The sequence below is a fragment of the Aminobacterium colombiense DSM 12261 genome (genome assembly GCF_000025885.1).
GTDB classification, from domain to species: Bacteria; Synergistota; Synergistia; order Synergistales; family Aminobacteriaceae; genus Aminobacterium; species Aminobacterium colombiense.
The window spans coordinates 1,907,252-1,932,995 of record NC_014011.1; the positions used below are offsets into that span (position 1 = coordinate 1,907,252).

Annotated in this window: 21 protein-coding genes; 9 read left to right on the forward strand and 12 right to left on the reverse strand. The window is 46.1% G+C overall.

Features of this window, described 5'->3' with window-relative positions; all coding sequences use genetic code 11:
* Window positions 1-4 precede the first annotated feature (4 nt).
* A complete protein-coding gene (rsmG, locus tag AMICO_RS09425; protein WP_013049228.1) occupies window positions 5-694 on the reverse strand; it encodes a 16S rRNA (guanine(527)-N(7))-methyltransferase RsmG in 690 nt (229 codons plus the stop codon).
* Window positions 695-813: 119 nt separating this feature from the next.
* On the opposite strand from rsmG, the gene AMICO_RS09430 reads away from it, so the two are divergent.
* The 7 genes from AMICO_RS09430 to AMICO_RS09460 all read left to right on the forward strand — a co-directional run bounded on the left by AMICO_RS09430 (window position 814) and on the right by AMICO_RS09460 (window position 11,493).
* Entirely contained in the window at window positions 814-1,608 is a 795-nt protein-coding gene (locus tag AMICO_RS09430; protein ID WP_013049229.1) for a thermonuclease family protein, read from the forward strand.
* Between the two features lie 292 nt (window positions 1,609-1,900).
* Window positions 1,901-5,548: a translocation/assembly module TamB domain-containing protein gene (locus tag AMICO_RS09435; RefSeq protein WP_013049230.1), complete on the forward strand. Its 3,648-nt coding sequence runs from the start codon at window positions 1,901-1,903 to the stop codon at window positions 5,546-5,548.
* A 25-nt stretch (window positions 5,549-5,573) separates the two neighbouring features.
* The gene (locus tag AMICO_RS09440; protein WP_013049231.1) at window positions 5,574-7,187 is read left to right on the forward strand and encodes a PucR family transcriptional regulator; all 1,614 of its coding nucleotides are present in this window, start codon (window positions 5,574-5,576) and stop codon (window positions 7,185-7,187) included.
* Between the two features lie 300 nt (window positions 7,188-7,487).
* Window positions 7,488-8,219 (forward strand): DUF5058 family protein, encoded by a 732-nt coding sequence (locus tag AMICO_RS09445; protein WP_013049232.1) that lies wholly within the window; start codon window positions 7,488-7,490, stop codon window positions 8,217-8,219.
* A gap of 21 nt (window positions 8,220-8,240) precedes the next feature.
* A complete protein-coding gene (locus AMICO_RS09450; protein ID WP_013049233.1) occupies window positions 8,241-8,930 on the forward strand; it encodes a hypothetical protein in 690 nt (229 codons plus the stop codon).
* A gap of 74 nt (window positions 8,931-9,004) precedes the next feature.
* A complete protein-coding gene (locus AMICO_RS09455) occupies window positions 9,005-10,213 on the forward strand; it encodes a M20 metallopeptidase family protein (protein WP_013049234.1) in 1,209 nt (402 codons plus the stop codon).
* A 92-nt stretch (window positions 10,214-10,305) separates the two neighbouring features.
* On the forward strand, window positions 10,306-11,493 hold the full coding sequence (locus tag AMICO_RS09460) for a M20 metallopeptidase family protein (RefSeq protein ID WP_013049235.1): 1,188 nt from the start codon (window positions 10,306-10,308) through the stop codon (window positions 11,491-11,493).
* Between the two features lie 68 nt (window positions 11,494-11,561).
* Here AMICO_RS09460 and AMICO_RS09465 read toward each other — a convergent pair whose 3' ends face one another.
* From AMICO_RS09465 to AMICO_RS09515, 11 genes are all read right to left on the reverse strand, one after another.
* Entirely contained in the window at window positions 11,562-12,353 is a 792-nt protein-coding gene (locus AMICO_RS09465) for a metal ABC transporter permease (RefSeq protein WP_013049236.1), read from the reverse strand.
* Entirely contained in the window at window positions 12,346-13,134 is a 789-nt protein-coding gene (locus tag AMICO_RS09470; protein ID WP_013049237.1) for a metal ABC transporter ATP-binding protein, read from the reverse strand. Before AMICO_RS09470 ends, AMICO_RS09465 begins: the two co-directional genes overlap by 8 nt.
* A complete protein-coding gene (locus AMICO_RS09475) occupies window positions 13,131-13,970 on the reverse strand; it encodes a metal ABC transporter solute-binding protein, Zn/Mn family (protein WP_013049238.1) in 840 nt (279 codons plus the stop codon). The genes AMICO_RS09470 and AMICO_RS09475 overlap by 4 nt, the downstream gene beginning before the upstream one ends.
* Window positions 13,971-14,085: 115 nt before the next feature.
* Window positions 14,086-14,283, reverse strand: a complete 198-nt coding sequence (locus AMICO_RS09480; protein WP_013049239.1) for a hypothetical protein — start codon at window positions 14,281-14,283, stop codon at window positions 14,086-14,088.
* A 15-nt stretch (window positions 14,284-14,298) separates the two neighbouring features.
* The gene (locus tag AMICO_RS09485) at window positions 14,299-14,772 is read right to left on the reverse strand and encodes a hypothetical protein (RefSeq protein ID WP_013049240.1); all 474 of its coding nucleotides are present in this window, start codon (window positions 14,770-14,772) and stop codon (window positions 14,299-14,301) included.
* A gap of 11 nt (window positions 14,773-14,783) precedes the next feature.
* Window positions 14,784-17,633, reverse strand: a complete 2,850-nt coding sequence (locus tag AMICO_RS09490; RefSeq protein WP_013049241.1) for a carboxypeptidase-like regulatory domain-containing protein — start codon at window positions 17,631-17,633, stop codon at window positions 14,784-14,786.
* A 14-nt stretch (window positions 17,634-17,647) separates the two neighbouring features.
* Window positions 17,648-18,442: a hypothetical protein gene (locus AMICO_RS09495; RefSeq protein ID WP_169302824.1), complete on the reverse strand. Its 795-nt coding sequence runs from the start codon at window positions 18,440-18,442 to the stop codon at window positions 17,648-17,650.
* Window positions 18,443-18,483: 41 nt separating this feature from the next.
* On the reverse strand, window positions 18,484-18,969 hold the full coding sequence (locus AMICO_RS10005) for a hypothetical protein (protein ID WP_013049243.1): 486 nt from the start codon (window positions 18,967-18,969) through the stop codon (window positions 18,484-18,486).
* 67 nt (window positions 18,970-19,036) lie between these two features.
* Complete coding sequence (locus AMICO_RS09505) at window positions 19,037-19,588, reverse strand: hypothetical protein (RefSeq protein WP_013049244.1); 552 nt, start codon at window positions 19,586-19,588, stop codon at window positions 19,037-19,039.
* Between the two features lie 305 nt (window positions 19,589-19,893).
* Window positions 19,894-20,556: a response regulator gene (locus AMICO_RS09510; protein WP_041459399.1), complete on the reverse strand. Its 663-nt coding sequence runs from the start codon at window positions 20,554-20,556 to the stop codon at window positions 19,894-19,896.
* Complete coding sequence (locus tag AMICO_RS09515) at window positions 20,528-22,513, reverse strand: PAS domain-containing sensor histidine kinase (protein ID WP_013049246.1); 1,986 nt, start codon at window positions 22,511-22,513, stop codon at window positions 20,528-20,530. Before AMICO_RS09515 ends, AMICO_RS09510 begins: the two co-directional genes overlap by 29 nt.
* Before the next feature lie 344 nt (window positions 22,514-22,857).
* Between AMICO_RS09515 and AMICO_RS09520 the strand changes: the two genes are divergently transcribed.
* Entirely contained in the window at window positions 22,858-23,700 is an 843-nt protein-coding gene (locus tag AMICO_RS09520; protein WP_013049247.1) for a MurR/RpiR family transcriptional regulator, read from the forward strand.
* A 121-nt stretch (window positions 23,701-23,821) separates the two neighbouring features.
* Window positions 23,822-25,624, forward strand: coding sequence for an aldehyde ferredoxin oxidoreductase family protein (locus AMICO_RS09525; protein WP_013049248.1), 1,803 nt, complete (start codon window positions 23,822-23,824; stop codon window positions 25,622-25,624).
* Window positions 25,625-25,744: the final 120 nt, after the last annotated feature.

Sequence of the window (25,744 nt, forward strand, 5' to 3'; positions counted from 1 at the left end):
AATGTCACCTCCACCAGAATTTCTTTTCTGCCATTCCCGTTTTCCTAGGAAATTCTTTTGGACATGGCTTCTTTTTTTGCCATGTTAAAAGAAAATGCTCCTTCCCGTTAAGGCTGTAATAGAAAATATCAGGAGCCGAAAGGCCGAGACGATACTCCTGACCAGCCAGGGGTTCTATTTCCTCTTTATATAATGGTCCCTTAAAGGCAAGGGCTTTCCCGCCCTGAGCAACAAAAGGGGAGAGATATTCAAGCAACACTCCAGCTCCCTTGACAGCTCTGGCGCCTGCCAGAGAAAATGTTTCTCTCCGGGACAGAGCGAACTCTTCAGCCCTGGAGCAGATGATGGTAACATTCTTCAAGTGGAGAAGACCCGATAGTTCTTCAAGAGCCACGCACTTTTTTTTAACGCTATCGAGAAGGGTGATATGTAAATCCGGCCGGCAAATGGCCCACACCATCCCCGGCAGCCCGCCGCCTGTCCCTACATCGATAATATCTCCCTCCTGGGGGAGGAGGGGAACTGAATAAAGACAGTCGAGAATATGTTCCGACCAAAGGGTCTCTCTATCCTGAGGCCCTGTAAGGCGGACTCTGCCAGAGAATGACACCAGTCCATCTATATATGTTTCTAGAGCTTTTCTGTTATGTTCCGCTATTTCAGCAACGATATTTTCATTTAAATGCTGGAACACTGGCTATCCTCCTAACGATAACAAACAGATATCTTTCTGATATCATAACCCTTACAAAGGAGATATCCAAATAAATAAAGATTATTTTGCCCCAATATAATCAGGCAGGTGTATTACTCGTGGCATACAAGAATTTTATAAAAGGTGTTGTTCTTTTTCTTTTTTTTGTTCTATTTAAAAGCGTTATTCTATTTGCAGATACTTCGCCCAATCTCATTCCCGTTACCGTTTTAAATGTCATTGACGGTGATACGATCACTGTCTCCCTTCCTAGTGGGAAAGTAGAGCGAGTTCGATATTTGCTTATAGATACGCCGGAACTCCATCATCCTTTTCATGGAAAAGAGGAATTCAGCGAAAGGGCATGCCGCCTCAACGGCCAGCTCCTAGAGCTCGGAGATATCTTACTGGAATTCGATGTTGAAAAAAGAGACCGTTACGGCCGGCTCCTCGCCTATGTTTGGTGCCATTCCAGCAAAGGGATGTTTCTCATTAACGAGGAGCTTGTCAGAAGAGGAGCGGCTATGCCTTTAATTATTCCTCCCAATAAAAAATATACCCATTGCATTCAAAGGGCCCTTGCCCATGCCAGAAGAGAAAAGGCCGGACTATGGGGACAAGCCTCAAACAGGCTTTTTACTTCGAAGGAAATATGGACATTCCTTCCCTTTCTGAAGGGAAATTTTATATTTGCTTCGGTTACCGTTGATTCTATGCAATCCACACCTTCAAAAATACTCCTTAAAGACGGGGCTTTTTTTCTCGTCATTTATAAAAGCGACATACACAAATTCCGTCATCTTAACTTGGGTAAAGGGGCAAATCTAACTGTTATGGGAAAAGTTGAAACTAGTTACAGTGGAAGTGAAATGATCATTAGCGATCCTTTACAAATTATTAAATTTAATTTTTAAAGGGCTTTTGTCTAGTGGCATTAAAAAAACTCTCCACAGAGAGATAAGTTATCCACATATCCCATATAATCTCATTAAACAGTTGACAAATCCACGGGTTTTCCACTATCTTATCCACTTATCCACACCATCAAAAAATTAGAGAAGACCCTATATGTGGGCAGCTCTTATTTGAATTATTAAAATTATCTGTTTAGTATTCTGTCAGCACTCTTGCCGATGACAAATTACCTGGAAAAGGGTATTGTAAGATTTGAATTGCTTCTTTTTATGAGAAGATTCGAGGTGTACTATGAAGAAACGACGTGTTTTTTTCCTATCCTTAGCAGCCCTGTTTGCTATAGGCGCTGTTTCCTTATACGCTCTTAGTGGAATAAACTTTGGAACTGAAACTCTTCGCTCCGTTCTTGAAAAAAGTTTTGGCCCTGAATCTCCTTGCGTTCTCTCGGTGGGAGAGATAAAAGGGAATCCCGTATCTGGCTATACTATTTACAATCTCGCTCTTTCCACTCCTGTTTCACCCATTTATGAAGCAGAAATGATGTTTGCCCGTCCGTCCCTCTCTTCTCTTATTGCAAGACGCCCGGCAATTCATAAACTTCGCATTGAATCCTTTACTATTTTTGCTGATACCCTTTCACGGGTGTCAATGAACACAAAAGAAGGGAATAGACTTCAAAACCTTCCATTATTGGAAGTGGATATGGAAAAAGGACGGGTAACCGGCTCTCCCATTGGTAGTGTTTTCCTTGAAAAAGGGCACCTTCATCTAGAAAGAAATCAATTTGAAGCCACAATCCAAAGCAAGTTTAACGATCTTCTTATTGAGATAGAAACAACCGGCAAATATGGAGAAGATGGGATATCTGTGCAAAATCTTACGGCAAAAACTGAAGATAGCCTTCTCCGCCTCTCAGGACGCCTTACACATGAAATTGGTCTTGCGGGAAAAATAGAGTCTATATATTTAGCAGACATACAGAAAGCTCTGCCATCTTCCGAAAAAGGGCAGGAGGTTTCTTTATCCGGTCAGGGTGCGTCGAGTCTGATTATACGAGGAAGGTGGCCTAATCTCGTCGCAGAAGGTGGCCTTTACGCAGAAAAGGCAAACCTTGCCGGATTTGATCTTTCTCAAACTCTATGCCGTTGGTCGTGGGATGGAAAAAACATAAGTTTTTTAGATATTAAAGGAGAAGCTTTTCAATCTCCCATTACAGGTTCTATCATTCTGGCACAAAACAATTTTGTCCATTTTGACCTTTCCGGCAAGGATGTTGTCCCTTCGAAATGGTACGGAGTATTTCCTTGGTTGAAGTTTGCCCAAGGTCCTCTGGAAACGCTCCATTTGGATCTCGCTATGCAAGGCGGCAACAAAAATGGCACTGTTACATTTTCCAGCCCGGCCACAGCCATGTCCGGCATTCCCTTAGAAAATGTTTCAGGGACAGTGGCGTTCAATCCTGACAACACGCTGACAGTCAAAACTCATGGGGAATGGCATAAAGCCCGGGTTGTGGGGGAGGGAACGGTTTCTCTCGGCAAAGATCCAATGCTTGATCTTGCTCTTTCAACATCTCGTCTCGCGCTGAAAAACATCCGTAGTACAAAAGCCCCCCTTCGCTCGTTGGCTCTGGAAGGAGATGTAGCTGGCACGATAAAATTATTGGGGCCTTCTTCTTCTTTTTTTATAACAGGCCAATTTGGCTCTGAACGGATTCGCCTCGGCGGAAATCTTTTGGAAAAACTTTCTATAGCCTTTGAACAGAAAGAAAATGTAACAACGGTATCTTCCTTTTCAGCTTTTCTTGGAAAAACCCCAATACAGGGAAAGGGGCATCTTACAAACCTGTTTTCTGAAGAAGAAACTTATGTAAACTTTGAAGGGCGAGGAGAAAAATTGCAGCCATCGTTCCTTGAACAAGTTTTCCCCGCTATAAAAACTCTCAAAATGAGAGGACCAGTTTCTCTGGAATGGAAATTAACAGGCCCGGCGCAAAATGCAGCATTAGACATAAACATTCAAGGAACCAGCAACTCCATATTTGATACTGTTCCTCTTGAACAATTCCTTTTATCCGGCCGGTATGAGAAGGGACAATTAGCGTTGACAAAAATCAATGCAAGGATAATGGACGGAATCCTTTCTTGTGCAGGAGTTTTCAACATGCAAAAGGACACGCCCTTCTTGCAGCTTGAGGGCAACGTTGAGAAAATCCATCTATCACGCCTTGCGGAAATATCCCCAAATTGGCCTTCTCTGAAGGGACAAGTATCGAGTTCTTTCTCCTTGTCAGGCCCCTTGAACTCCCCCGGGATAACAGCCACTCTGGATGGGGAAAAAATTTCCCTTATGGGACTTCTGCTTGATCGCACAACTATGGAATTTGCGGGCTCGCTCAGGGACCTTTCTATTGAAAAGGCTGAGATAGCCCTTGGAGACTCTTTATTGACAGGGTCAGGGCTCTTGTCTTTTGAAAAGGGACTGGATATCAATATTACCATTCCACCAACCCATATTCAAAAGATCATAAGCCAATGGTATCCTAACACCCCGGTGGATGGGGTTGTATCTGGCGAAATTGCCTTTTCAGGCCCCTTCTCAAATCCGGTAATGGATGTCAAGGGGACATTGCCCACGCTACGCATTGGGGGACTGGCGCTCAATGATGTCGCCCTTATGGCGAAACCTGAAAAAAATGGGGTTATTCAATTTTCTCTCGACAGTATCTATAAAAAGTTTAATCTATCCCTTACTGGAGAGGGATCTCCATCTTCAGACGGATGGCTTTTTTCCCTTTCCTCCGGCCCAGAGGGGCTGCCCCTTGAAAAATTGACAGCGAATGGAAATGGGCAGCAACATTTCTTCGGCACTCTTCAGCTGTTATGTGAAGGAAAGATTACATCGAAAGGAATTTCTGGAAAAGGGATACTTACATCCCCTAAGGTAAAATTTTACGGATTTACCCTTTCTAACCTCGATCTGCCTTTTGAAACAACTGCGGAGGGCAGGGTTGTCATTGCTGATGGGAAAGCAAAAGCCTACGACGGCAAGGGAGCCATCTCCGGATCCTTTGACCCCCATAAATTTCGTTGGGAAGGCTTTTTGAATTTTGAAAATATGGATCTTGAGAAAGCCTCTTCAGACTGGCTGCCGCCCCAGGGAAAAATTACCGGCACGGGCACTTTGAATCTCAATGTATCAGGCACCATGGGACAATTGAAACTTATTTTCGGGAATGGTTCTCTCTTTGCAAAAGAGGGGGCGGTTTCAGAGTTCCCCCTTGTTACAAAGATTAGTTCTAATGACGAAATCCGCTACCAGACTATCCTCGCAAATTTCAACCTTGATGGAAGAAGCGTCTACCTTCTCCCTGGCAGCCGTGTCGCAGCATATCCAGAGGATACTACGTATCGTTATTTCACAGCCAGCGGCGCTGTAGGTCTTGGAAACCAACCAATCAACTTAAAATGTGTAGGGGACATAAATCTCAAGGCTTTAAATGCTTTTTTAGGAGCCATTAGCGGCCTCATGAGCGTAGGAGATAATATCACTGACCCCTTGCTTCTTCAAAGGTTCTTATCTGGTTTAGTCGGAGGTTATTCCTCAATTCGGGATTTTCGGGAAGCAAGCTTTACGCTGTCCGGGACGTGGAATAACATTAAAATGTATGACTTAAAAGTATCTCAGCCGGCATACTCAACGTCCATTTCTTCACCCTCTCCCCTTGATGAAAAACGAACTGAAGATGAGGACGAGATTAAAATAAAGCTATCTTTCCCCACTGGGGAGGGAAAAGATAGCTCTCTTACCCCGGGGGAACAAGTGAAAAAACAGATTATGGAAAATCTTTTAAAACAGATTATTAAACCTGGCGAAGAAGATACAACAATAACATATCCGGAACGAGAAAATGGAACTACGTCCCCCAACGGGCAATAATAAGTAGAGGAGGAGAGTCATTCTTATGGGAATTACTGTACGTCAAATGCTGCGAATACCCGAATTGAACAGGATGAAAGTTATTGCCGGAGAAAGCGGCCTTGACACTAATTATGTAACCACTGTTACCGTTCTCGACGCCCCGGATATTCAGAGGTGGGTTCATGGGGGAGAATTTGTCATAACTTCCGGATACATTCTTAAAGACGATCCTGACTCTCTCGCACGGATAATTGAATGTCTTAGCCGCGGGGGTATGGCTGCTATCGGCATCAAATTTGAACGTTTTTTAAAGACTCTCCCGGCAAGTGCGAAGGAAACAGCTGACCGTCTTCATTTTCCTGTTATTGATATTCCCATCGACTATGCATTCAGTGATATTATCAACCCTGTCCTTTCAAGGGTTGTCAACGCCCAGGCCCATGAACTCAGTTTTTCAGAAAAAGTGAGTCAATCTTTTTTTGAACTCATTATCAATGGAGAAGAGGTTGATCCTATTCTCAACAACCTCCATAACTTTATTCACGTAGACATTGCCTTTGTGGACTCCATTTTCGGGCAAAGTTATTTCTGCGCTCAATCTGACAGCTTTATCGAGCTGATTCGGGAAACTGACCTGCCCCGGCTTATTCGAAAGGTTCCTAACCGGACTGTAGCCATTGGGGACAAAGTGTATGGGTATCTTTTCTTCGATGTAGATTCCACAAACATTCAAAAGAGCTGGGAAACCTCCCTTTACCATGCCATCTCGGCCCTTCTTATCTGTATCCAGAAAAAACTCGCAAAAAGCGAAGCTGAAAAACGATATCGAGATGAATTTGTACAAGACATACTTCTCAAAAATGTCCGTTTTGAAAAGGAGGTCTGGAACCGGGCCAAGCTCTTCAATTGGGATCTCAGAGGACCCCAGACAGTCGTTGTCATAGATATCGACAATTACAAACATCAATTTGGAATCGCACAACAAATAGACGAAGCCGTATCCAATCTTGAGGAGATAAAGAAGCGCATTTACTATATCGCTATCTCTCTGGTGAAAATGAAATTTCCCAATGTTCCCCATGCAGAGATGAGCGATTCTATAGTCTTCATCCTTCCGTCGCCGTTCAACGAATATGAGGTCTTCAAAAAAAACTTAAACGCAACCATAGCCTACATACAGCAGGAAGTTCTAAAGAAAACCCAATTCTCTGTAACAGTTGGAGTGGGAAGTGTTAAAGACAGCGTTTTCAGTTGTTATCAAAGTTACGATGAAGCTCGAAAGGCCCTTGAAATGATTCGAAGAACCTGCGGAAGGGGACACTCCATCTTCTGGAAAGACCTTGGTGTGTACAAACTTCTAGGGAATCTCTACAATATAAAAGACGCGGTTAATTTTTACTACGATTATATTGGAAAGCTCATCGACCATGATAAAAAGAAAAAAAACCAGCTCATCGAAACCCTTGAAACGATCATTCGGTGCAACTGGCAACTGAAACCAGCCGCAGAAGAACTGTCTATTCATTACAATACGCTGAAATATAGGTTTCGAAAGATCTGCGACCTTCTGGAATTTGACGTTAATGACAGCGAGCAACGCCTGAATGTTGCGCTTTCATTAAAACTATACTATATGGACAAATATTTGGACGTTTAATTGTCTATGTATTTCTATCGCTCTACATAAACACTTTTTTATGGTAACCATAAACATATTATTATCCCCTTTGATGTTCTTAAATGACGATGAAACACCCCGTTTCATAGTATAAAATCACCTCGTGAAAAAGGAAACTAAATTAAATTCCCAGAAGCTCTGTTGTTTAAATAAAATTTAGAACTTTCTATCAATAGCGGTATCGGGGTCATTATGCCGCAATGCTAATGGGGAGGCTTTTATTTCCTTTTTTCTTCATTATAAACATCTGTCGCTCATATTTTTATGGAGGTGTTATTTATGCCAGAAGCAGTACTTCAAGCGGCGAATAGCTGGGGTGTATGGTTAATAGCTATCGCAATCGTAGTTATCGTTCTCATTCAGTCTCTCCTTTATATTCGTCTTTCTTTCAAAACTGCAGACCTGATCGGATTTCCCAGAGAAAAATGTGTTCAGGGTCTCCGGGCTGGCGCCATTTCAGCCATAGGCCCTTCTATTGCTGTCTTCATCGTTATGGTAGGCATGATGTCAGTAGTAGGCGGTCCTATAACCTGGCTTCGACTTTCAATTATCGGTGCGGCACCTACAGAACTTACTGCTGCTACCGTTGGAGCCGAGGCCCTTGGTGTAAAGTTCGGCGGCGCGGATTATGACGTTATGGCCCTTGCCACCTCATGGTGGACCATGGCTATTAACGGCACAGGATGGCTTCTTGTAACGGCCCTTTTCACCCATAAGCTTGAAGACGTACGGGAAAAGATTGGCGGAGGCGACCCCAAATGGCTTGCCATCGTTTCTGGGGCAGCCATGCTTGGCTGCTTCGGATTCCTCAACTCTAACAGCATAATGGCCGGGTACAAGGGACTCAAGGCTGGTGCAGCTGGCGGCGGCGGTCCTCTTTATGCGGCTATCGGAGGGCTTTTGGGCATGGTGTTAATGCTGACCCTTGCTAAAAAACTAACGTGGCTCAGAGAGTATACCCTTGGAATAGCCATGCTTATTGGAATGGCCGTAGCCGTCATTCTCGTTTAGTTTTGAAGGAGGATTCTTCTTATGGTATCTAAAGCTGAATTTGACAATATATGGAAAAAACCAGTTATAAAAATAGGTGTTGTCACTGTTTTAATTCCTACGTTTATGTGCTTTTTACCAAACTTGTTCCTGTATATCAAATTTGGAGTTTTCCCGCCCGTTTCCGTGGCGTTGAAAGCATGGGGCATGATTGCCGCCATTTTTGGCGCCTTCTACATTGTTGAACCTATATCGTATTATCCCGTTCTCGGCTTGACTGGCACATACATCTCATTCTTGAGCGGAAACATAGGCAACCTTCGTCTGCCTTGCTCTGCTGTGGCTCAGGAAGTAGTGGGAGTAGAAGCCGGATCCTCTGAAGCAGAGATCGTTTCTACTCTTGGTGTGGCTGGTTCTGTTATTACGAATCTCTTTTTTACTACCTTAGCAGCAGTGGCAGGAGCAGCCCTTCTGGCCATCTTCCCCGAACCCATCGCTATTGCCTTTAAACAGTACACTGTAGCCGCTATTTTCGGTGCTGTCTTTGGCCAGTTTACCCTTAAGTTCCCTAAACTGGCCTTTGTCGGAATTGCTATTCCCATGCTTCTGCGCATTGTAGGTCCTGCTATTGGGATGCCTTTTTTGACACAGACATGGGTTGTCATCGTAGCCTCTGTATTTGGAACTATTCTCGTGGGGCGAATCCTCTATAAAAAGGGACTGCTTCATTAAAAATACAGCAACCCTCATAGCATCCCACTATGCAATTCTTAACATACTATCAACATTAAAGGGGGTATTCCCTTATGGAAATCATGAAAAAACAAGCACTGGCGCTGCAGGAGCAGATAGTCACATGGAGGCGGGATCTTCATCAGATACCCGAAACTGAAATGGACACAGTCCAGACTGAAGCCTACATTTGTGCACGCCTTGACGAGATGGGCATTCCCTACCGAAAGGGCGTAGCAGGACATGGAGTAGTGGCTGTATTGGAGGGGTCAAAGCCCGGCAAGGTGTTTGCCATACGGGCCGACTGTGATGGTCTGCCTATAAAAGAAGAAGCAGATCTTCCCTTTGCCTCCACTAACGGTTGCATGCATGCCTGCGGGCATGATGTTCACACCGCTATGGCCCTTGGAGCGGCTAAGATACTTGCTGACAATAAGGATAAACTCGAAGGAAGGGTTAAATTTATTTTCCAGCCCGGCGAAGAGGGATGCAAAGAAGGTTACGGCGGCGCAAAGCGCATGATCGACGACGGCGCTTTAGAAGATCCTCGCCCTGACGTGCTCATAGGGCTTCACACCGGCGCTATCTGGAAGGAGAATTTTAAGCCGGGAGACATCGGCTATCACTACAGCGGCATTATGGCCTGCATGGATCGATTTGAGATTCTGGTAAAAGGGAAGGGAAGCCACGGTGCCTATCCTCACGGCTCTATAGATCCCATCAGCATTGCCTGTCAGATAATCTCTGAACTCCAGACCATCGTGAGCCGAGAGATGAATCCAGTGGAACCAGCCGTTATATCCATTGGTGAAATCCACGCCGGTACGGCCTTCAACATTATTCCAGGAGAGTGCCGCATCAGCGGGACAGTGAGAGCCCTTTCCACTGAGACCAGAAAATTTATGGCCAGCCGGATTGAGGAAATCGCCCGAACAGTAGCCCGGGGAATGCGTGGCGACATAGAATTACGTTATGGATGGGAAGGCCCTTCCCCCGTAATGAACAACGCTGAGGTCACCGAGGAGCTTCGCAAGGTAGCTGTGGAAATTCTTGGAGAAGAACACGTAAAGGAAATCAAGAATGCCTCCATGGGCGGAGAGGATATCGCTTACTTCCTTGAGGAAATTCCAGGAACTTTCTTCTTCCACCCCAGCTGCAACGAGGAAAAGGGACAGATCTATCCCCACCATAATTCCCGTTTCGCCATAGACGAAGACGTTTTGTGGATTGGCCCGGCAGTTATGTCCACCATGGCTATTGAGTGGCTGAAAAAACATAAATAAAACTCTGGGGACAGACCTTTAAAGCCCGTCCCCTTTTTATGCGCCACACTGTATTCTACATTCAAAACTTCGGGAAAGGAGAATACTGTATCATGGCAAACATAAAAGACGAGGCTAAAAGAATTTTGCCTCAAATTGTTGAGTGGAGACGGCATATCCATGCTCATCCGGAATTAGGCCTTGAAACACCGGAAACAGAGGCTTATATTGTCAAAGCGCTTGAGGGGATGGGGTTCCCTTCTTCATCCATTAAAAAAGGCATTGGGGGACACGGAGTAGCGGCAGTTCTGCAAGGAGACATTCCTGGACAAACGTTGGCAATTCGCGCCGATCTTGATGCACTACCCATAAAGGAAGAAACAGGGCTTTCCTTTGCCGCCACCAATGGCAATATGCACGCTTGCGCCCACGATGCCCATACGGCCATGGCTTTGGGAGCTGCCAAGGTGCTCATAAACCATCGCCGCGAATTGAAGGGAAGCGTTAAGTTCATCTTTCAGCCAGCAGAAGAAACCGTTATAGGAGCCAAGGCCATGATTGATGACGGAGTGCTCGAAAATCCCAAGGTTAACGCACTCATTGCCCTTCATACAGGGCTGCTCTGGAAAGACTTTTCCGTCGGACAGATTGGATATTCCCGCGGCGGAATGATGGCTTCCGCCGACCGTTTCCTTATTACGCTAAAAGGGAAGGGGGGCCACGGAGCGACCCCCCATCTGACAGTGGATCCCATCTCCATGGCTGGTCAGCTTATCTGCCGCCTTCAGACAATTCTCAGCAGGGAGATAAATCCGGTAGACCCGGCAGTTCTCACTATTGGACGAATAGCTGGAGGATCAGCCTATAACATCATCCCTGGCGAATGTATCCTAGAGGGAACCGTTCGAGTTCTTGACGTAGCCACACGAAAGATGGTTGAAGAACGCATTCGTGAACTGACCGTATCTACGGCTGAAAGCATGGGGGGTGAGGCAATGGTGGAGTATACGCCAGGCCCGCCGCCGGTGATTAACAATGAAGCCATGACCAATAAACTCATAGCCTCTGCCGCTTTACTTCTGGGGAATGATAACGTTCGGGAAATACCAGAACCATCTATGGGGGCGGAGGACGTGGCATATTTCCTTGAGCAAGTGCCAGGGACCTTCTTCTTCCATGTTGGGAGCAACCCTGACAAAGGACAAACCTATCCTCACCATAACTCCAGGTTCGATATAGATGAAGAGACTCTTTGGATTGGATCAGCCATCTTTGCCCACTTCGCTCTGAATTGGCAATAAAACTAGCTGTTAAGGGATAAATTCTACTTCTCCGCAAGGGCAGATGGAACAGGATCTGCCCTTGCTCTCTATTTTCTTAACAATGAAAGAGCATACCCCGCCGCTGCTACGAGAATAATCATGGCTCCCGCTGTAAGGTTGAAGAAAACTGCCAGCCACAATCCTGCTACAGAAAAGATCAGACTCAGGATAAAGGCTGCGGCCATCATGGAAAAAAGAGAACGGCTCCAGCCTTCGGCAATAGAAGGGGGTATGGTAAGAAGAGCAATGACGAGAATAAGGCCTACCACCCGAATAAGAAGCACTACGGCCATAGAGATGAGAATTACTGTAACATAATGCATAAGGGCAACATTGACTCCTCTGGTCTTGGCGAAATCCGTATCATAGACAAAGGCTAAAAATTCCCGGTGATAGGGAATACCCAGCAATAAAGAGAGAAAAATCAACCCTGCCATAGAGATAAGGTCGACGCGGGACACCGAGAGGATGCTTCCAAAAAGGTAGCTCATGAGGTCTTGAGCATATCCAGGAGTCAAGTCTATAAAGATAACTCCCGCTGCCATTCCCACCGCCCAGAGAACGCCAATAATAGAGTCGGCCCGCCACGGCCTTCGCCATGTGACCCACGCGATGAGAAAAGCCATTACGAGAGAAAATCCCATCGCTCCCAGAGAGGGAGAGATCTTCAGAAAAAAGGCCAGCCCCACGCCGCCATAGGCAGCATGGGCGATCCCGCCTGCAACAATAACCTGGCGCCTCACCACTACAATGCTGCCCATCATGCCGCAGATGATGCTTGCGAAAAAAGCTGCCCAGAGAGCATTTTGCATAAACTCATACTGCAGAAGTTCAATCATGACGATGCCTGTCCAGATGGTCGTGGCGGGCCAGAACCCGGTGAGGGACACCGTGGGCAACGAGTTCTATTGGGCATGTGCCGCCATATTCCATTTTCAGCATTTCCTCCGTAATTTCTCCTGACCCATGATAATACACATCCCCGCACACGCAGGCAACAGCCGTAGCACCATTGGCAATAACGGAGAGATCGTGGCTTACTAAAATGATAGTGACGTTTCCGGCAAAGGAAGCCAAGTCCTCATATAAAACCCCTCTCGCTTCTGGATCAATGCTGGCAAGAGGTTCGTCCATCAGTAGAATTCGAGGACGGGAGGCTAATGCCCTGGCAATAAGAACCCGCTGGCGCTGTCCTTGGGAAAGATCCCCCATAGGATCATTTCTCCTTCCTGCCAGGCCCATGTGTTCAAGAACGTCCATGGCAATTTTTTTGTCTTCTTCAGTAAATATCTTCCTTCGACCAATGCCAAGACGTCCCATGAGAACAACATCGAAGACAGATACGGGGAAGATTTTGTCCCGTACTCCTTCCTGGGGAACATAACCAACAGAAGTAACAGCCCTGTCCGGCGTTGTGCCTAAAACTTCAATTTTCCCCCTAGCTGGTTTCTCGAGACCAAGGATGAGCCTCAACAACGTTGTTTTACCGCCGCCGTTAGGCCCGATAATCACAAGAAACTCTCCCTGGGGAACCTGGAAAGAAGCCTGATCCAATACCATGGTTCCATTTTCATAGCCGAAAGACACGTCTTCGAACACAACCGCGGGGGCAAGATTCATTGCAGGCTCCCTCCAATAGCCCTCGCTGTTTCTGCCATATCGTCCATCCAGTTCCAGGGGAGGGGGTCTATTGCTATGATCGTTCCATTTGTTTCCCTTGCGAGATTTTCTGCCATTTTTCTTGAATATTGAGGTGATACAAAGATACTTTTTATATTCCTTTCTTTCATCAATTGAATAAGAGCTGCCAAATCAGAAGCTTTTGGCTCTTTTCCTTCCCTTTCCATAGATATCTGATGAAGCCCGTATTCCCTGGCAAAATAACCCCATGAGGGGTGAGCGACCACAAAATCCTTTTTTCTCACCCTTTCTAAAAGCTCCCTTATCGTATGGTCAAGCTCATCCACATTCTGACAAAACTGATCATAGTTTTTTGAATATTCCTCTTTATGTCCGGGGTCAACGGCCATGAGACCATCACGAATAGCTATCCCTTGAACTTTAACAAGAGAAGGTGCTAACCAGATGTGAGGATCTCCAGGCATTCGTTCAATTCCTGCATAGGTTTCCACAATACGCAGCGAGGGATTTAAGGAAACAAGCCTTGAAAGCAAGGGCTCTTCAAAAGGAAGACCTATAGAAAAATAGACAAGGCTTTTAGAAAGGGCTGCCATTTGAGCCGGCCTTGGTTCGTAGGTATGGGGGTCATCGCCAGAACGGATCAGCACCTGGACATTGACACGGGCTCCACCGATCTGCTGCACGAAATAGGCCTGGGGAGGAATAGATACGGCCACATCCATGTATTCTGACCCATAAACAGCTCCTCTGTGGAAAAATGAGAGAGAAAGCAAACAGAATAAGAGCACTGCCTTCATTACGCCTCCATGAGACATGGTTGTCACCTCGTTATAATGATCAAGCCTTCATTCGTTATTGTATTATTCTACATAAAAACCAATAAAACAAGAGAAAAGACCTTCCCTTATATCGTGGAAGGCCTCTGCATTTTCAATCTGGATAGGGCTTGTTGTCTCGGTGGTTTCTTCTCTTTGGCGCAGGACGTCCTCGAAGTTTCTGTTCCTCTCTATATATATCTTCAAGGATCTTCAAATAACGAATCTCCCACTCACGTTTGTCCATATTCTTTCGCGTAGATTCACGAGAGAGATAATCTCGCTCCTTTCTAAGAGAATAAAGGTCTCCCATGTTTCTAACGCCTCCTTATGTTTCCTGGATCGCAAGACGAATCCTGATATGCCCTAAACTTCGCGGTGCTTCATTCGCGGCTTTAAGAAGAACCACGCCGCTTCCCCGCACACCGTATATTCCCCACACACCTGTTAACAGTTCCACTTCTTGAGAACCAAGCTCCTGAAGTCCTGTGGATATGCCTCGTATAGGAGAATCAAGCCTAACGAAGATCTGAACGCCTTCAGGCAAACTCCCTTCAAGACGGCCTGTAACGCTACGGAATGTCTGCCCAGTAGCCGTTATGGTGTATAACAACTGAGCTGTTTCTCCCCTGTCATTAATATAACTATGTAAAGAAAGGGGCTGCTGGAGGATGGAAATAGCGTTCTGTTCCACTATCTCTATCTTTATGCTCACAACGGCAACAGTCCTGTCTACCCCTTCAGACACTCCGCAGGAGAGAAGAAAGGTTGCAAGGAATATCAAAACAAGCAGCTTCCTCATAATCGTTCACCTCACTTCTCGCCACGTTTCATAACAACGCGCCCCTCTTCAATAAACCGTATGGTTCTTTTACGGGGCAACACCTTCGCCTCAAGGATCAGATTGTCTCCAGGAGCAATTTCGAGGGTCTGCTCGGGTTTTTCAAGGCGATAAGATGACGGAATATTTATATCGTAAATTTTCAAAACCCACTTTCCTGGACGCAACCCTTCAAAAAGGAACCGTCCCCAACTATCAGTAAGCCTACGATGCACTTCGTCTCCATTGGCCATTTCTACGAGAACGCTTTGCAATCCGCCAGCTTCTAATGTTCCATCCTGTTTCAATGTATCACCCACGACGTATCCTTTTTCTCCCTCTATGGACGATACCGACTCTTTTCCCGAATCCGGATCTACGAGAACCACCATGCCATTAAGGGATGCGCCGTCAGTAATGCCAATGTCCATGGAGGTTATTTCGCCGTATCCGGCAATTTCTACAGTAATAGGAACCCGCTGATCAGGAACCCGGTTCCCTACGGAAGCCCGATCAACTTCCAGCAAATATGTTCCAGGGAGCAAGGCAGGGAAAAGGAACATGCCTTTTTCATCTGTAACGGATGTCTCCCCCTCAAGCTTCAGAACCACCTGAGAAATTCCCCTTTTCTCTCCATCTACCGTTTCATAGACAAGGCCTTGCAACACTCCCACATTTTTCTTTTTCGCAAGCTTGATATCAATAGGAATGACGTAGGACACCGAGTAAGACGTTTCCATATCTCCTCTGTAATCGTTTCGCTGTATACGAAACCGAAGAACGTTCTCGTTTTTAAAGGTCTGTTCGGCGATAAATTCGTATTGCTCGCTGTTATCAGCATAGTCTCTCTCATAGGAGTATCGTGTATACCAGAAAGAGAGTTTGAGGGTGGGATTTACATCCCACACGAGAGAAATGCCCCGGTTATCTGAAGCCCTCATGAGATAACTAGCGGCAAGAACTTCGTTATCACCGAAACCGCCATAAATGGAAACATAGAGATCTGGAGTCAACTGGTAACTTATGAAAACATTATAATTCCAAGCCGATCCGCTCTCTCCGCCAAAGCGATCCTCCTGGTCGGCATAACGGGCCTCGAAGGAGTAGCTATAGCGATCCATGGTTCGCCCAATTCGAAGCCACCACGAATCTTCGCAATAGTCGTATTCGGCCGGCAGTAAACGATCTTCCATTGAAAAAGAGTCGTATCCTACTGTGAAATACCAGCCGTTGGCCAGCTCATAATCAAAATAAACCTGTAAAAGCTCTTCATAGGTCTGAGTGGTTCCTTCCGGCCGCCTGAGATTCAGGTTATCCTTATACTGATACCAGGAAATGTTTCCCTGCAGCCTGTCACTGAATGGGTAACCTATGGTTGCGCTTGTATAATCGTAATCGTGATAATAGCCCCAAAAGTCGGTGCCTGCACGAATTCTTGCGATAGAGTAGGGGATATTGCCATTCATACGCCCCCGTAAATAAATTCTATAGGCTTTATCGTCATCGAGGGCCTCCACCCTGTCTGTATCGCATAATCCATACTCAAGTTCAAGAAGGGTATGGGCCCAGGGCCTGTATTCGGCGCTGACAGTCCATAACGTGTCTTTCATGTCGGGTTTTTTCCCATAGGCTTTCCTTTCTTTCTGGAGCATATTAAGCCGCACCTCAAGATCGCTTCTTATTTTCTGGCTGATATAGAATCCAAACTCTTTTTTATCGGGATAGCCCCAGCGGCTTTTGAGAAAGTGAGCCCCGCCGCCCCAACCTAATTCAACAGGCTTTATGGCAAATCCCAGCCCCCGTCCATAAGACCCTAATGACGTAAGGCGAGACAAGGGATATCCCTGATCGCCAAGGTACAGGTCGAAAGTTTCAGTAAAGTAATTCAGCCAATACTCGTCAATATCGCCATAGATTCCATACTCGTTGACATCAGGTCCTCTAAAAAGGAATTCTATCCATCTCGTCCGTTCCTCATCGAGATAGCCCCACCCGCTCCACTCAATGTTAGCGCCGTCTCCTTCGCTATTGCCCATAGCGCTGATCACCAGTTCGGTGGGCAGAACATGAAAAATATCAAGTTCCCCTCCGCCCCTGGGAATAACATCAAGATCTACGATCACTGATGTGGAAATGGGACCTTCATCCCCGGTAGCCACAGCCTGAACTTCTACGAAATGATATCTGGAGGTGGTTCCCTCGAAAATACGTCCCTTCAATTTAAGATCAGCGCTCTTGCCTGGATCAAGAGTGGTTTCCGTAGGGGTAATTGTTGCCGGATACCTTTCGTCTCTGTCAGGAAGGTGGAGAAAGTAGGTTCGAGTCGTGTTAGATTTATTGATAAGCTGAAGGTCAACCTCATAGTGCTGTCCTCCTATAATGGCCACCGGTTTTTTTACCAGAACGATCTCCGTTCCTTCTACAGCGAGAATTGACACTGTAAATATCTCTTCGTCATGAACACCGTAATCCCTACGACTCTTTACGGAATACACCACTTCATAATCTTTTGCCTGAGCCGAAGGAGGAATCTGGAAAGCCACGACACGAGAGACGCTTCCCCTGGCCGGAATAGAGAAACGTCCTGGGGGCATAAGGGGCTGCCATCCTTCGGGAAGACCTATCTCTTCTATAAAAGTTTCAAGGCTTGGCTGATAGCTTGTGATAAGAACGCTTACGCTGATAATTCTTCCCGGCTGGGTACTTGTATGAAGTGACGATCTGGCCCGAACCTCCACTCCGTATCCTTTCGCCTGAGCCCAAGCCAGGCTCGAAGACAGCCATATAAACAAAACAAAACAAAATAGAGCCTTAATAACTCCTTTCTGCCCGATTTTTGTCATAGCGTCCACCCTCTTTATTTGAGTACCAGGGCATATTGAGCACCAAAAGCTTCATCCTCTCCGCCATCCGCTATGACCAACGCCTTATACTCTCCTGCCTTTACCCCCTGAAAGGGTATTTCAAAACGGCATGAACATTCTGGAAAAATCCACCTTTGACCCCCTTCAAAGCGTCCGGCAAGGTTTCCCTGCTCATCGTAAAGCTCCGTCCACACCAGGGGGCGGATAACACGTTCTCCTGTATTCACGATGTCGAGAGCGAGTACGGATTTGCTCCCGTCACTTATAAGCTTTTTATCAGCAAATTCAATATTCCGTATGCCTGTGTTCCCAATATCTGTAATCATTTGTACGGCATACTTAAAAACTGTCATAACGTTAAAAGCCATATTACTGTCGAGTCCTTTTGGTGGTTCCAACATAAATTGATCGAGGGGTTCCACCATAATCATGCTCCAGTAGGTTCCACAAAGGGATGGATCCTGAGGAACCTGAATTACATAGTTAACCATTCCGGTTCCAGAAGGAGGGATAGTAAGCTGGCGAGGGGTTAAAGCCATCCATAACGCATTGGACCGGCTGGTGCTCCCTGGCTGGCCATAGTCATTTCTGCCATCTGCATAGGTGAGATAGTCCGACTGATTGATAGCAACCTGAACAGGCTGTTCTTTATCGTTGTTCCTTATAACAAGCTGTCCCCGGATCTCCTGGCCAGGAGTTACCGCAAATCGATAGGTCAGATCTCCTTCTATGTCCACAGTGCTCGCCAGAACAACTCCAGTTCCCATGACAAAGAAAAAAAATACCATCACGCTTATCGTCAAAAGTGCCCTTCTTATTGTCTGTCTCATCATAGATCCACCACCGTAAAGGCAATATGGGGAGCATAGACTCCCTTGGGTGTTTCTGACGTAATACCTGTAACTTTCAATTGAAGGCATATACGATTTCGATCCCCAACTCCGGTGAAAAGAGTCGTTCCTGCAGGTTCTACTATCTGATACGATGTTCCGCCCCGTACCCAACCTGCACCCATGCCGCCGTCTGTACGGCGAATCCAGATCTGGACCCCCTCTGGCAAAAGGGTGCCTTCTACAAGTTTCGCCTCTACATTCCACTGTGCGTCCTGTCCTCTTGCATTGACTACCGCTAAAGAAATAATGGAGGGGTCGCTTTCCCTCATGCCTCGTCCCCCTGAGGCCGATGCCCCGATAACAAGAGAAGACCAACTTCCCAGGGCAATGAGTTCCATGGCCTCTGAACGATCGCTCAAAGGAGAATAAATAACGAGAAACACAAGAAGAACAGCTCGTGAGATTGCCGTGGTTCCACTCATTTTTAATCTCCTTTCTCAAGGGATAAAAAAGGGCAGCGCCCCCCAGCGCCGCCCTAAAGTACAACCACTATGCGTCCTGAATGAGAAGGGTCAGGATACGGGTTCCCGCTGCTTTCTCTGCATCTGGGCCAGCGCAAAGCTTGAGTCCGCCCTTGCCCCAGTTCCCGCAGACTTTGGAAAGACCTGTTACAAGGTCCACATACTCTGTGGAAAGAATTGTCCAGTGAGGTGTGCCAACAGCGCTCGTTCCATAAGGAGCGTTCAGTTTGGCCCACAGAGAGACGTGATCGGGCATGTTAGCATTGATTTTGCCCACTATTTTCCTCACATCGGTTCCAGTCGCCATGACTGAGTACCAGATGCACTCCTCATCACACCAGCCATATGTGCAGCCGATGTAGGTCTGCATGCAGATCTCTTCCTGTTTAATCTGCAGGCAGTTGATGGGAATAACTTTCCAGTTGATTTTCAAAGTGTCGAAAGGTGTGCACATAACAGGATCGCAATTGACGTTAAAGCCCGCCTCTTCCAGTGTCATGGGGGCCTCTTCGGCAAAAACTGCACCTGCCACAAAGACCACCATGGCGACTACTGCTAGCAGAAGAAATAGTCTTTTCATCTTTCTTTCCCCCTTTTTTTGCAGATAGCCTTATCTCCCATATACCCTTTTACGCTGCCGGAAAGTAAGAACTTATCAGGCAAACCCGCATTACGCGGGCACCTTTACGACCCCCTTCCCAGCGAAAGAGCTGGAGCCGAATAGCTCTTTGTAAAGATTACTCAACTTAATTAAAATAGGATATCGGGATAAAACTGAAAGGGGCTGCGTAATCCCCTTGCTGAAAAAGGCTATGTGCCTGAAAAAGGCATAAGAAGCTTTCCAGAGAAACTAAGTGATTTTCCTGGGGGGATCAGGGATATCACTTAGTCGATAGGTGTCAGTCCGCTCTTGATAGCGTACTTCGTCAGCTCGGCAACGGAATGAAGGTTGATCTTGCGCATTATATTATACTTATGGGTTTCCACTGTTTTGACACTGATATGAAGGGTTTTGGCAATATCTCGATTTGCCTTGCCTTCCGCGATCAGCTGCAAAACTTCCTTTTCTCTATGGCTTAAGGCAGACTCAGAGTCTGTATGTTCCTTTTCATCCCCTGAAAGAAACCCCACATATTCTTCGATTACGCACTTTGAAATGCTGGGACTCAAGTACATTTTCCCCTTTATAATTGAACGGATTGCCTCTGCGAGCTCCTGAAAGGCACATTCTTTCAGCAAAAAACCTGACGCTCCGGCTTTAAGCATTTCAGCGACAAAGCGGCGGTCAGCATGCATTGAAAGGGCCAGGACCTTAATTTCAGGAAGGTCTTTTTTAAGCCGGCTTGTCGCCTCTATCCCATTCAGTTCGGGCATTACCACATCCATAACCAAAACATCAGGACAATGGCATAATGCCAGATCAATAGCCTTTCTGCCCGTATCAGCCTCGGCTATGACCTCCATATCTTCCTGAGTATTTAAGAGCGTTCTCAGACCATCACGAAGAATCTGATGGTCGTCAGCAAGCAGAATCCTGACTTTTTTCATCGATTTCACTAGACCTTTCTTCCTCTCCCTCTACAGGAACAAAAAGGGATATCTTTGTCCCTTCTCCGGGAAGGGTCTGGATCTGCATAAAACCGCCAAGATAGTTCACTCTCTCCCGGATGCTCAATAACCCAAAGTTGCTTGGATCCCGCCCCAGTTCCCTTAACGAGGAAAGGTCAAAGCCCACGCCATTATCCTTGACTTCAAGGGTTATTGTCCAAGGATCGAATCGGGATAATGTAACAACAGCTTCCGTTGTATTCGCATGTTTAATAATATTCATTACAAGTTCCCGCAGAGCCCTGAAAAGAAATATCTTTATATCCATGGGAATTTCATCTGACATTAGAAGATCCTTGAACAGGATACAAAGTCCGTGCTCTTCTTCCATTTTTTCCACCAGCCACTCAACAGCGGCATGAAAGCTTAATTCAAAAAGCATGGGAGGGCTCAGTTCGAAAATAAGGGTTCTCATCTCCTGAATTGAACGGTTGATAAGAGAAAGAACGTCATCGATAGCTCCCTGGTGATCTCGACCTTTTGTTCTCTTTTTCAGCATCTCAAGCTTAATGCGGGAAAGAGCTAGGTTTTGACCCACACTGTCATGAAGATCGGTTGAGATTCGCCGTCTCTCCCGTTCCTCTGCCACATAGAGCTCGGAAGACAAGTATTGCAGCTGGTGCTGGTTAAGACGCAACTCTTCTTGCAGTTTTTTATACGTAGTCAGATCTTTCCATGTGAGGACACAAAACCGGAGACGGGAATCTTCCTCGCGAATGGGCACCGCAGTTATTTCACCCCATATTTCTTCCCCATCTTTTCGAATAAAATGCTTCTCTTTACCTACAATCCCATCGTGCATGGCAACGCGGAGTTCGCCCATATTGATCCAGTAATCACTTCGCCACCAGGGATATGGAGCCGGCCGTCCCACAATTTCTTCTGCCTGAAAACCAAACTGTCTTACAAAGGATTCGTTCACATATTGAATGCGGGTATCCGGCCCAATTACAAACACGGCATTTGGGCTTTTGTCGAGGATGGATGAAGAAAACTTATGGTTTTCCAAAAGCACCTCTTCGTTCTTTCTTCGTTCTGAATCGTCACGAGCTATAGAGAGAATATACGGCTTACCCTGAAAAGAAAAAAGGTGGGAATGAATTTCTACAGGAACAATATCACCACCGCGCTTTTTCAATAAAGTTTGAAAGGTATGGTGTCCCTTCCTAAAGATATCTATGACAACAGAAGGCATTTCTTCTCTCTGTATCTGGGCATCAATACTGATGGGGGACATAGCAAGAAGATCCTCACGCTTCACGCCGAGCATACGGCAGGCTCCTTCATTCACTTCAATGAAGGGGCCCGGGCATCCATCCTCGTCGACCTCATGAAGAAAAACGCCATCTGCCATATTATCGAAAAGCGCCGACATTGTAGCCACACGTTCGGTTAAATTCTTTTCTCTCTCCCATCGGGCCGTTATATCCACACCAAGACAGACCACCCCGGCAAGATGATTTTCCAACATGGGGGTCATATTGCTGCACACCCATAGGATCGTATGAAACCGACTATCCTTCCCCTGAATCTTCGTTTCGACAGTTACCGAAGCTCCCTTCACCAAGGCTATCATTCGCAAAGAGGAAAGCATCCGCTGGCGATATTCGCTATCCGGATAGAGAAGTGACAGCCATTTTCTGGAGCCTAAAAGAGAATCCGAGCTGTAACCGCTGATTCGTTCTGCAGTGCTATTCCAAAAACGGAGACATCCATCTTCATCGATAAGCGATAAAAGAAGATCGGGATGATCGAGACTGGCATTGAACCATATGGAAAAGTCCTGAAACATACTGTCATCTTTTCGCTCCAGAAAACTTAATCCATCTTCAAAGGGAAGGGAAATCTGTCTGCAACTTCTTGCATATTCTCTTTCTTCCCATTTGTTTTCTTTCATCTTTTCCCTCTCTTCACAAAAAAAACGTTACCTGCCTCACGTCTTTCTTTAACCGTCAATGCACTCTTAATTGTATAAAAAGGGAAAATTCTGCTAATTTTAGAAGACCTCTCATTCGGTGGCTGCTTCATGGTGCGAAGAAAAGAACAGATGGTTTATTAAACAGGGATGACTAAAAATTAAAATTTAGAAATATGTTAGAATGTTCTTATAATATATCAACCTTCATTTTTTTTCAATCTTAAGAGTCTGGGTTTATTCATTGACAAAGAATGACCTAGGTTTTTTTATGCTGTTTACACAGATCTTTTTATGAAAAAACATGATTAAGGAGAGAACCCTTGATGTTAAGAGAGCGCATTACAGCAAAAATCAACGAATTGTCTCCGGGACACCGAAAAGTAGCGCGCTTTATTCTTGAAAAACCGCGGGAAGCGGCTTTTTTAACAGCCTCTCAGCTCGGAGCCCATGTGGGAGTCAGCGAAGCCACTGTGATACGTTTCGCCTACACGCTGGGACTCTCAGGGTATCAGGAACTCCACCAATCCATAAGCCACATGCTGATAGATGACCTCTCAACCCTTGCCCGTCTAGAAAAATATCGGTCATCAGGAAAAAAGGGAATCTTTGGCACGGCTATGGATAAAGATATTAACGCCATGAAAATGGCTCAATTCCGTCTCGATGAAAAAGTGCTTCTCGATCTGGCAAAGACTTTTGTTGAAGCCCCCGCCGTCTATATTGCCGGTTATCGCAGCTCTTATACTCTTGCCTATTACCTTTCCTTCTATCTATCATGGCTTTTGCCGGCAGTGAAGCTCATGCCCCTGGACTCTCCCTATGAATTGCTCGTAAATGCCCCTAGAGAAAGCGTAGTTGTAGGGATAAGCTTTCCAAGATACTCTACGTGGACAGTAGATGTGCTCCGTCGAGCCCAAGAACATAATTTAAAAACCGTTGCCATTACCGACGAACACACAAGTCCTTTGGCAAATCATGCCCTCCACATACTTGCTGTTCCTTATTCCCCCATTTCTTTTATCGATTCTTTTGCGGCCCCTATGAGTGTTTTGAACTGCATCATTCTCAGCATCTCTCAGCAGCTTGGTGACCAGGTAACTTCCCTTTTTGAGACTTTTGAGCAGTACTGGAAAGAACAAAATCTATACGAGCCGCCCATGCTCTGATTAAGGAGGGATCTTGACAAAAAAACAACAAATACGTTTTAAGGGATAGATGAAGAAGAGAGAGGAACTTTTAAAAAGAGTAATTTTTCATGTGAAGAGAAGAGAGAAGGAGGGGAACCCAATGGAAGGCCGTTTTGGCGCCATTTTGCGAGTAGACCTGTCTTCTCGTAAAATGACAAAAGAAGCTTTGGACGAAAGGCTCCTTCGTAATTATATCGGAGGCCGCGGCTATGCCTCCAAAGTCCTTTACGATGAAAATCCTCCCAATGTTGATCCACTGAGCCCAGAAAACCGCCTCATCATCGCAACCGGACCTTTAACGGGACGAGCAGCACCTGCTGCAGGCCGATATATGGTTGTTACCAAAAGCCCCCTCACCGGCTATATTGCATCAAGCAATTCCGGGGGATTCTGGGGAGCCGAGCTGGCTAAAACCGGCTGGTTCATGCTTATTATTGAAGGAAAAGCTGATCGTCCAGTCTACATTAACATCCGCGATGATCAGGTGGAGATTCGGGATGGAAGCCACCTTTGGGGACAAAACACCTACATCGCCACCGATCAAATCCTCGAGGACATTCAAGACCCAAAGGCCAGGGTCCTCTGCATCGGTCCGGCAGGAGAGCATCTTTCCCCCATTGCGTCCATAATGAACGAAAAGAACAGAGCCGCTGGGCGAAGCGGAGTAGGCGCAGTTATGGGATCAAAAAACCTTAAAGCCATCGCCGTGCGAGGAACATCCCGACCCTATGTCGCCAACTCTGAAGAATTCTCTGCTGTGTTAAAAGAAAGAGCAGCCAAACTCAAGGCTCATCCTGTCACAAGTCAAGGATTGCCGGCCTATGGAACAGCCATATTGGTGAATATCATCAACCAGACCGGGGCCTACCCTTACCGCAACTGGCAAGGAGCCTATATGGAGGACGCTGATAAACAATCTGGAGAAACTCTTGCAGCAAAATATCTAACAGACAATTACCACTGCTTTGGTTGTCCTATTGGCTGTGGACGTATTACAAAGGTTAACGATATAGCCGGAGAAGGGCCAGAGTACGAAAGTATCTTCGCCCTTGGCGCATGCTGCGGCATCGCGCCTATCGAACCCATAATAATGGCCAACTATACTTGCAATGAATACGGACTTGACACCATAAGCACAGGCGTCACCATAGCAGCTGCCATGGAGCTATATGAAAAAGGATACATCAAAAAGGAGGAGCTTGAAAGCGGTCCCGATCTCACCTTTGGCAATACAGAAGCCCTCGTGTATTGGATAGAGAAAATGGGAAAAGGGGAGGGGCTTGGCAAAAAACTTGCCCTTGGCTCCTGGCGTCTCTGTGACATGTACGGACATCCCGAACTGTCCATGACAGTAAAAAAGCAGGAAATGCCAGCCTATGATGCCAGAGCTATCCAGGGAATCGGGCTGACTTATGCCGTAAGCAACCGTGGAGCTTGCCACGTACGAGGGTACCTCATCTCCCCAGAAATTCTCGGATCACCCGAAAAACTAGACCCTGACGATATTTCGAAAAAACCCTTGTGGGGAAAAATCTTTCACGATCTCACCGCTGCCATCGATTCTTCGGGAATGTGCCTCTTTACATCCTTTGCTCTTGATGCCGCAGATTACGCCGCTTTTTTGAAAGCAGGGACAGGGTTTGACTATTCTGCGGACGAAATCATGACGTGCGGAGACCGAATATGGAACCTCGAGCGCCTTTTCAATTTAAGAGAAGGGCTTGATCCCAAGACTGAAGACACTCTTCCGCCGCGACTTTTGAAAGAACCTATCCCCGAAGGGCCAGGAAAGGGGAAGTTAAGCAGAGTTCCGGAAATGCTTCCTGAATATTATCAGCTGCGGGGCTGGGATGAAAAGGGAGTTCCTTCCCAGGAGACCCTGGAGCGTCTTGGGCTCCTGTAACATTTAACGAAAAAGAATCCCACGCAAAAAGGCCGTTCTCGAAAAAGATCGGCCTTTTCTCTCTTTTTGTTTTGTATATTGACAAGTCGCAATTCTTAAATTACTCTTTTGGTATACCAA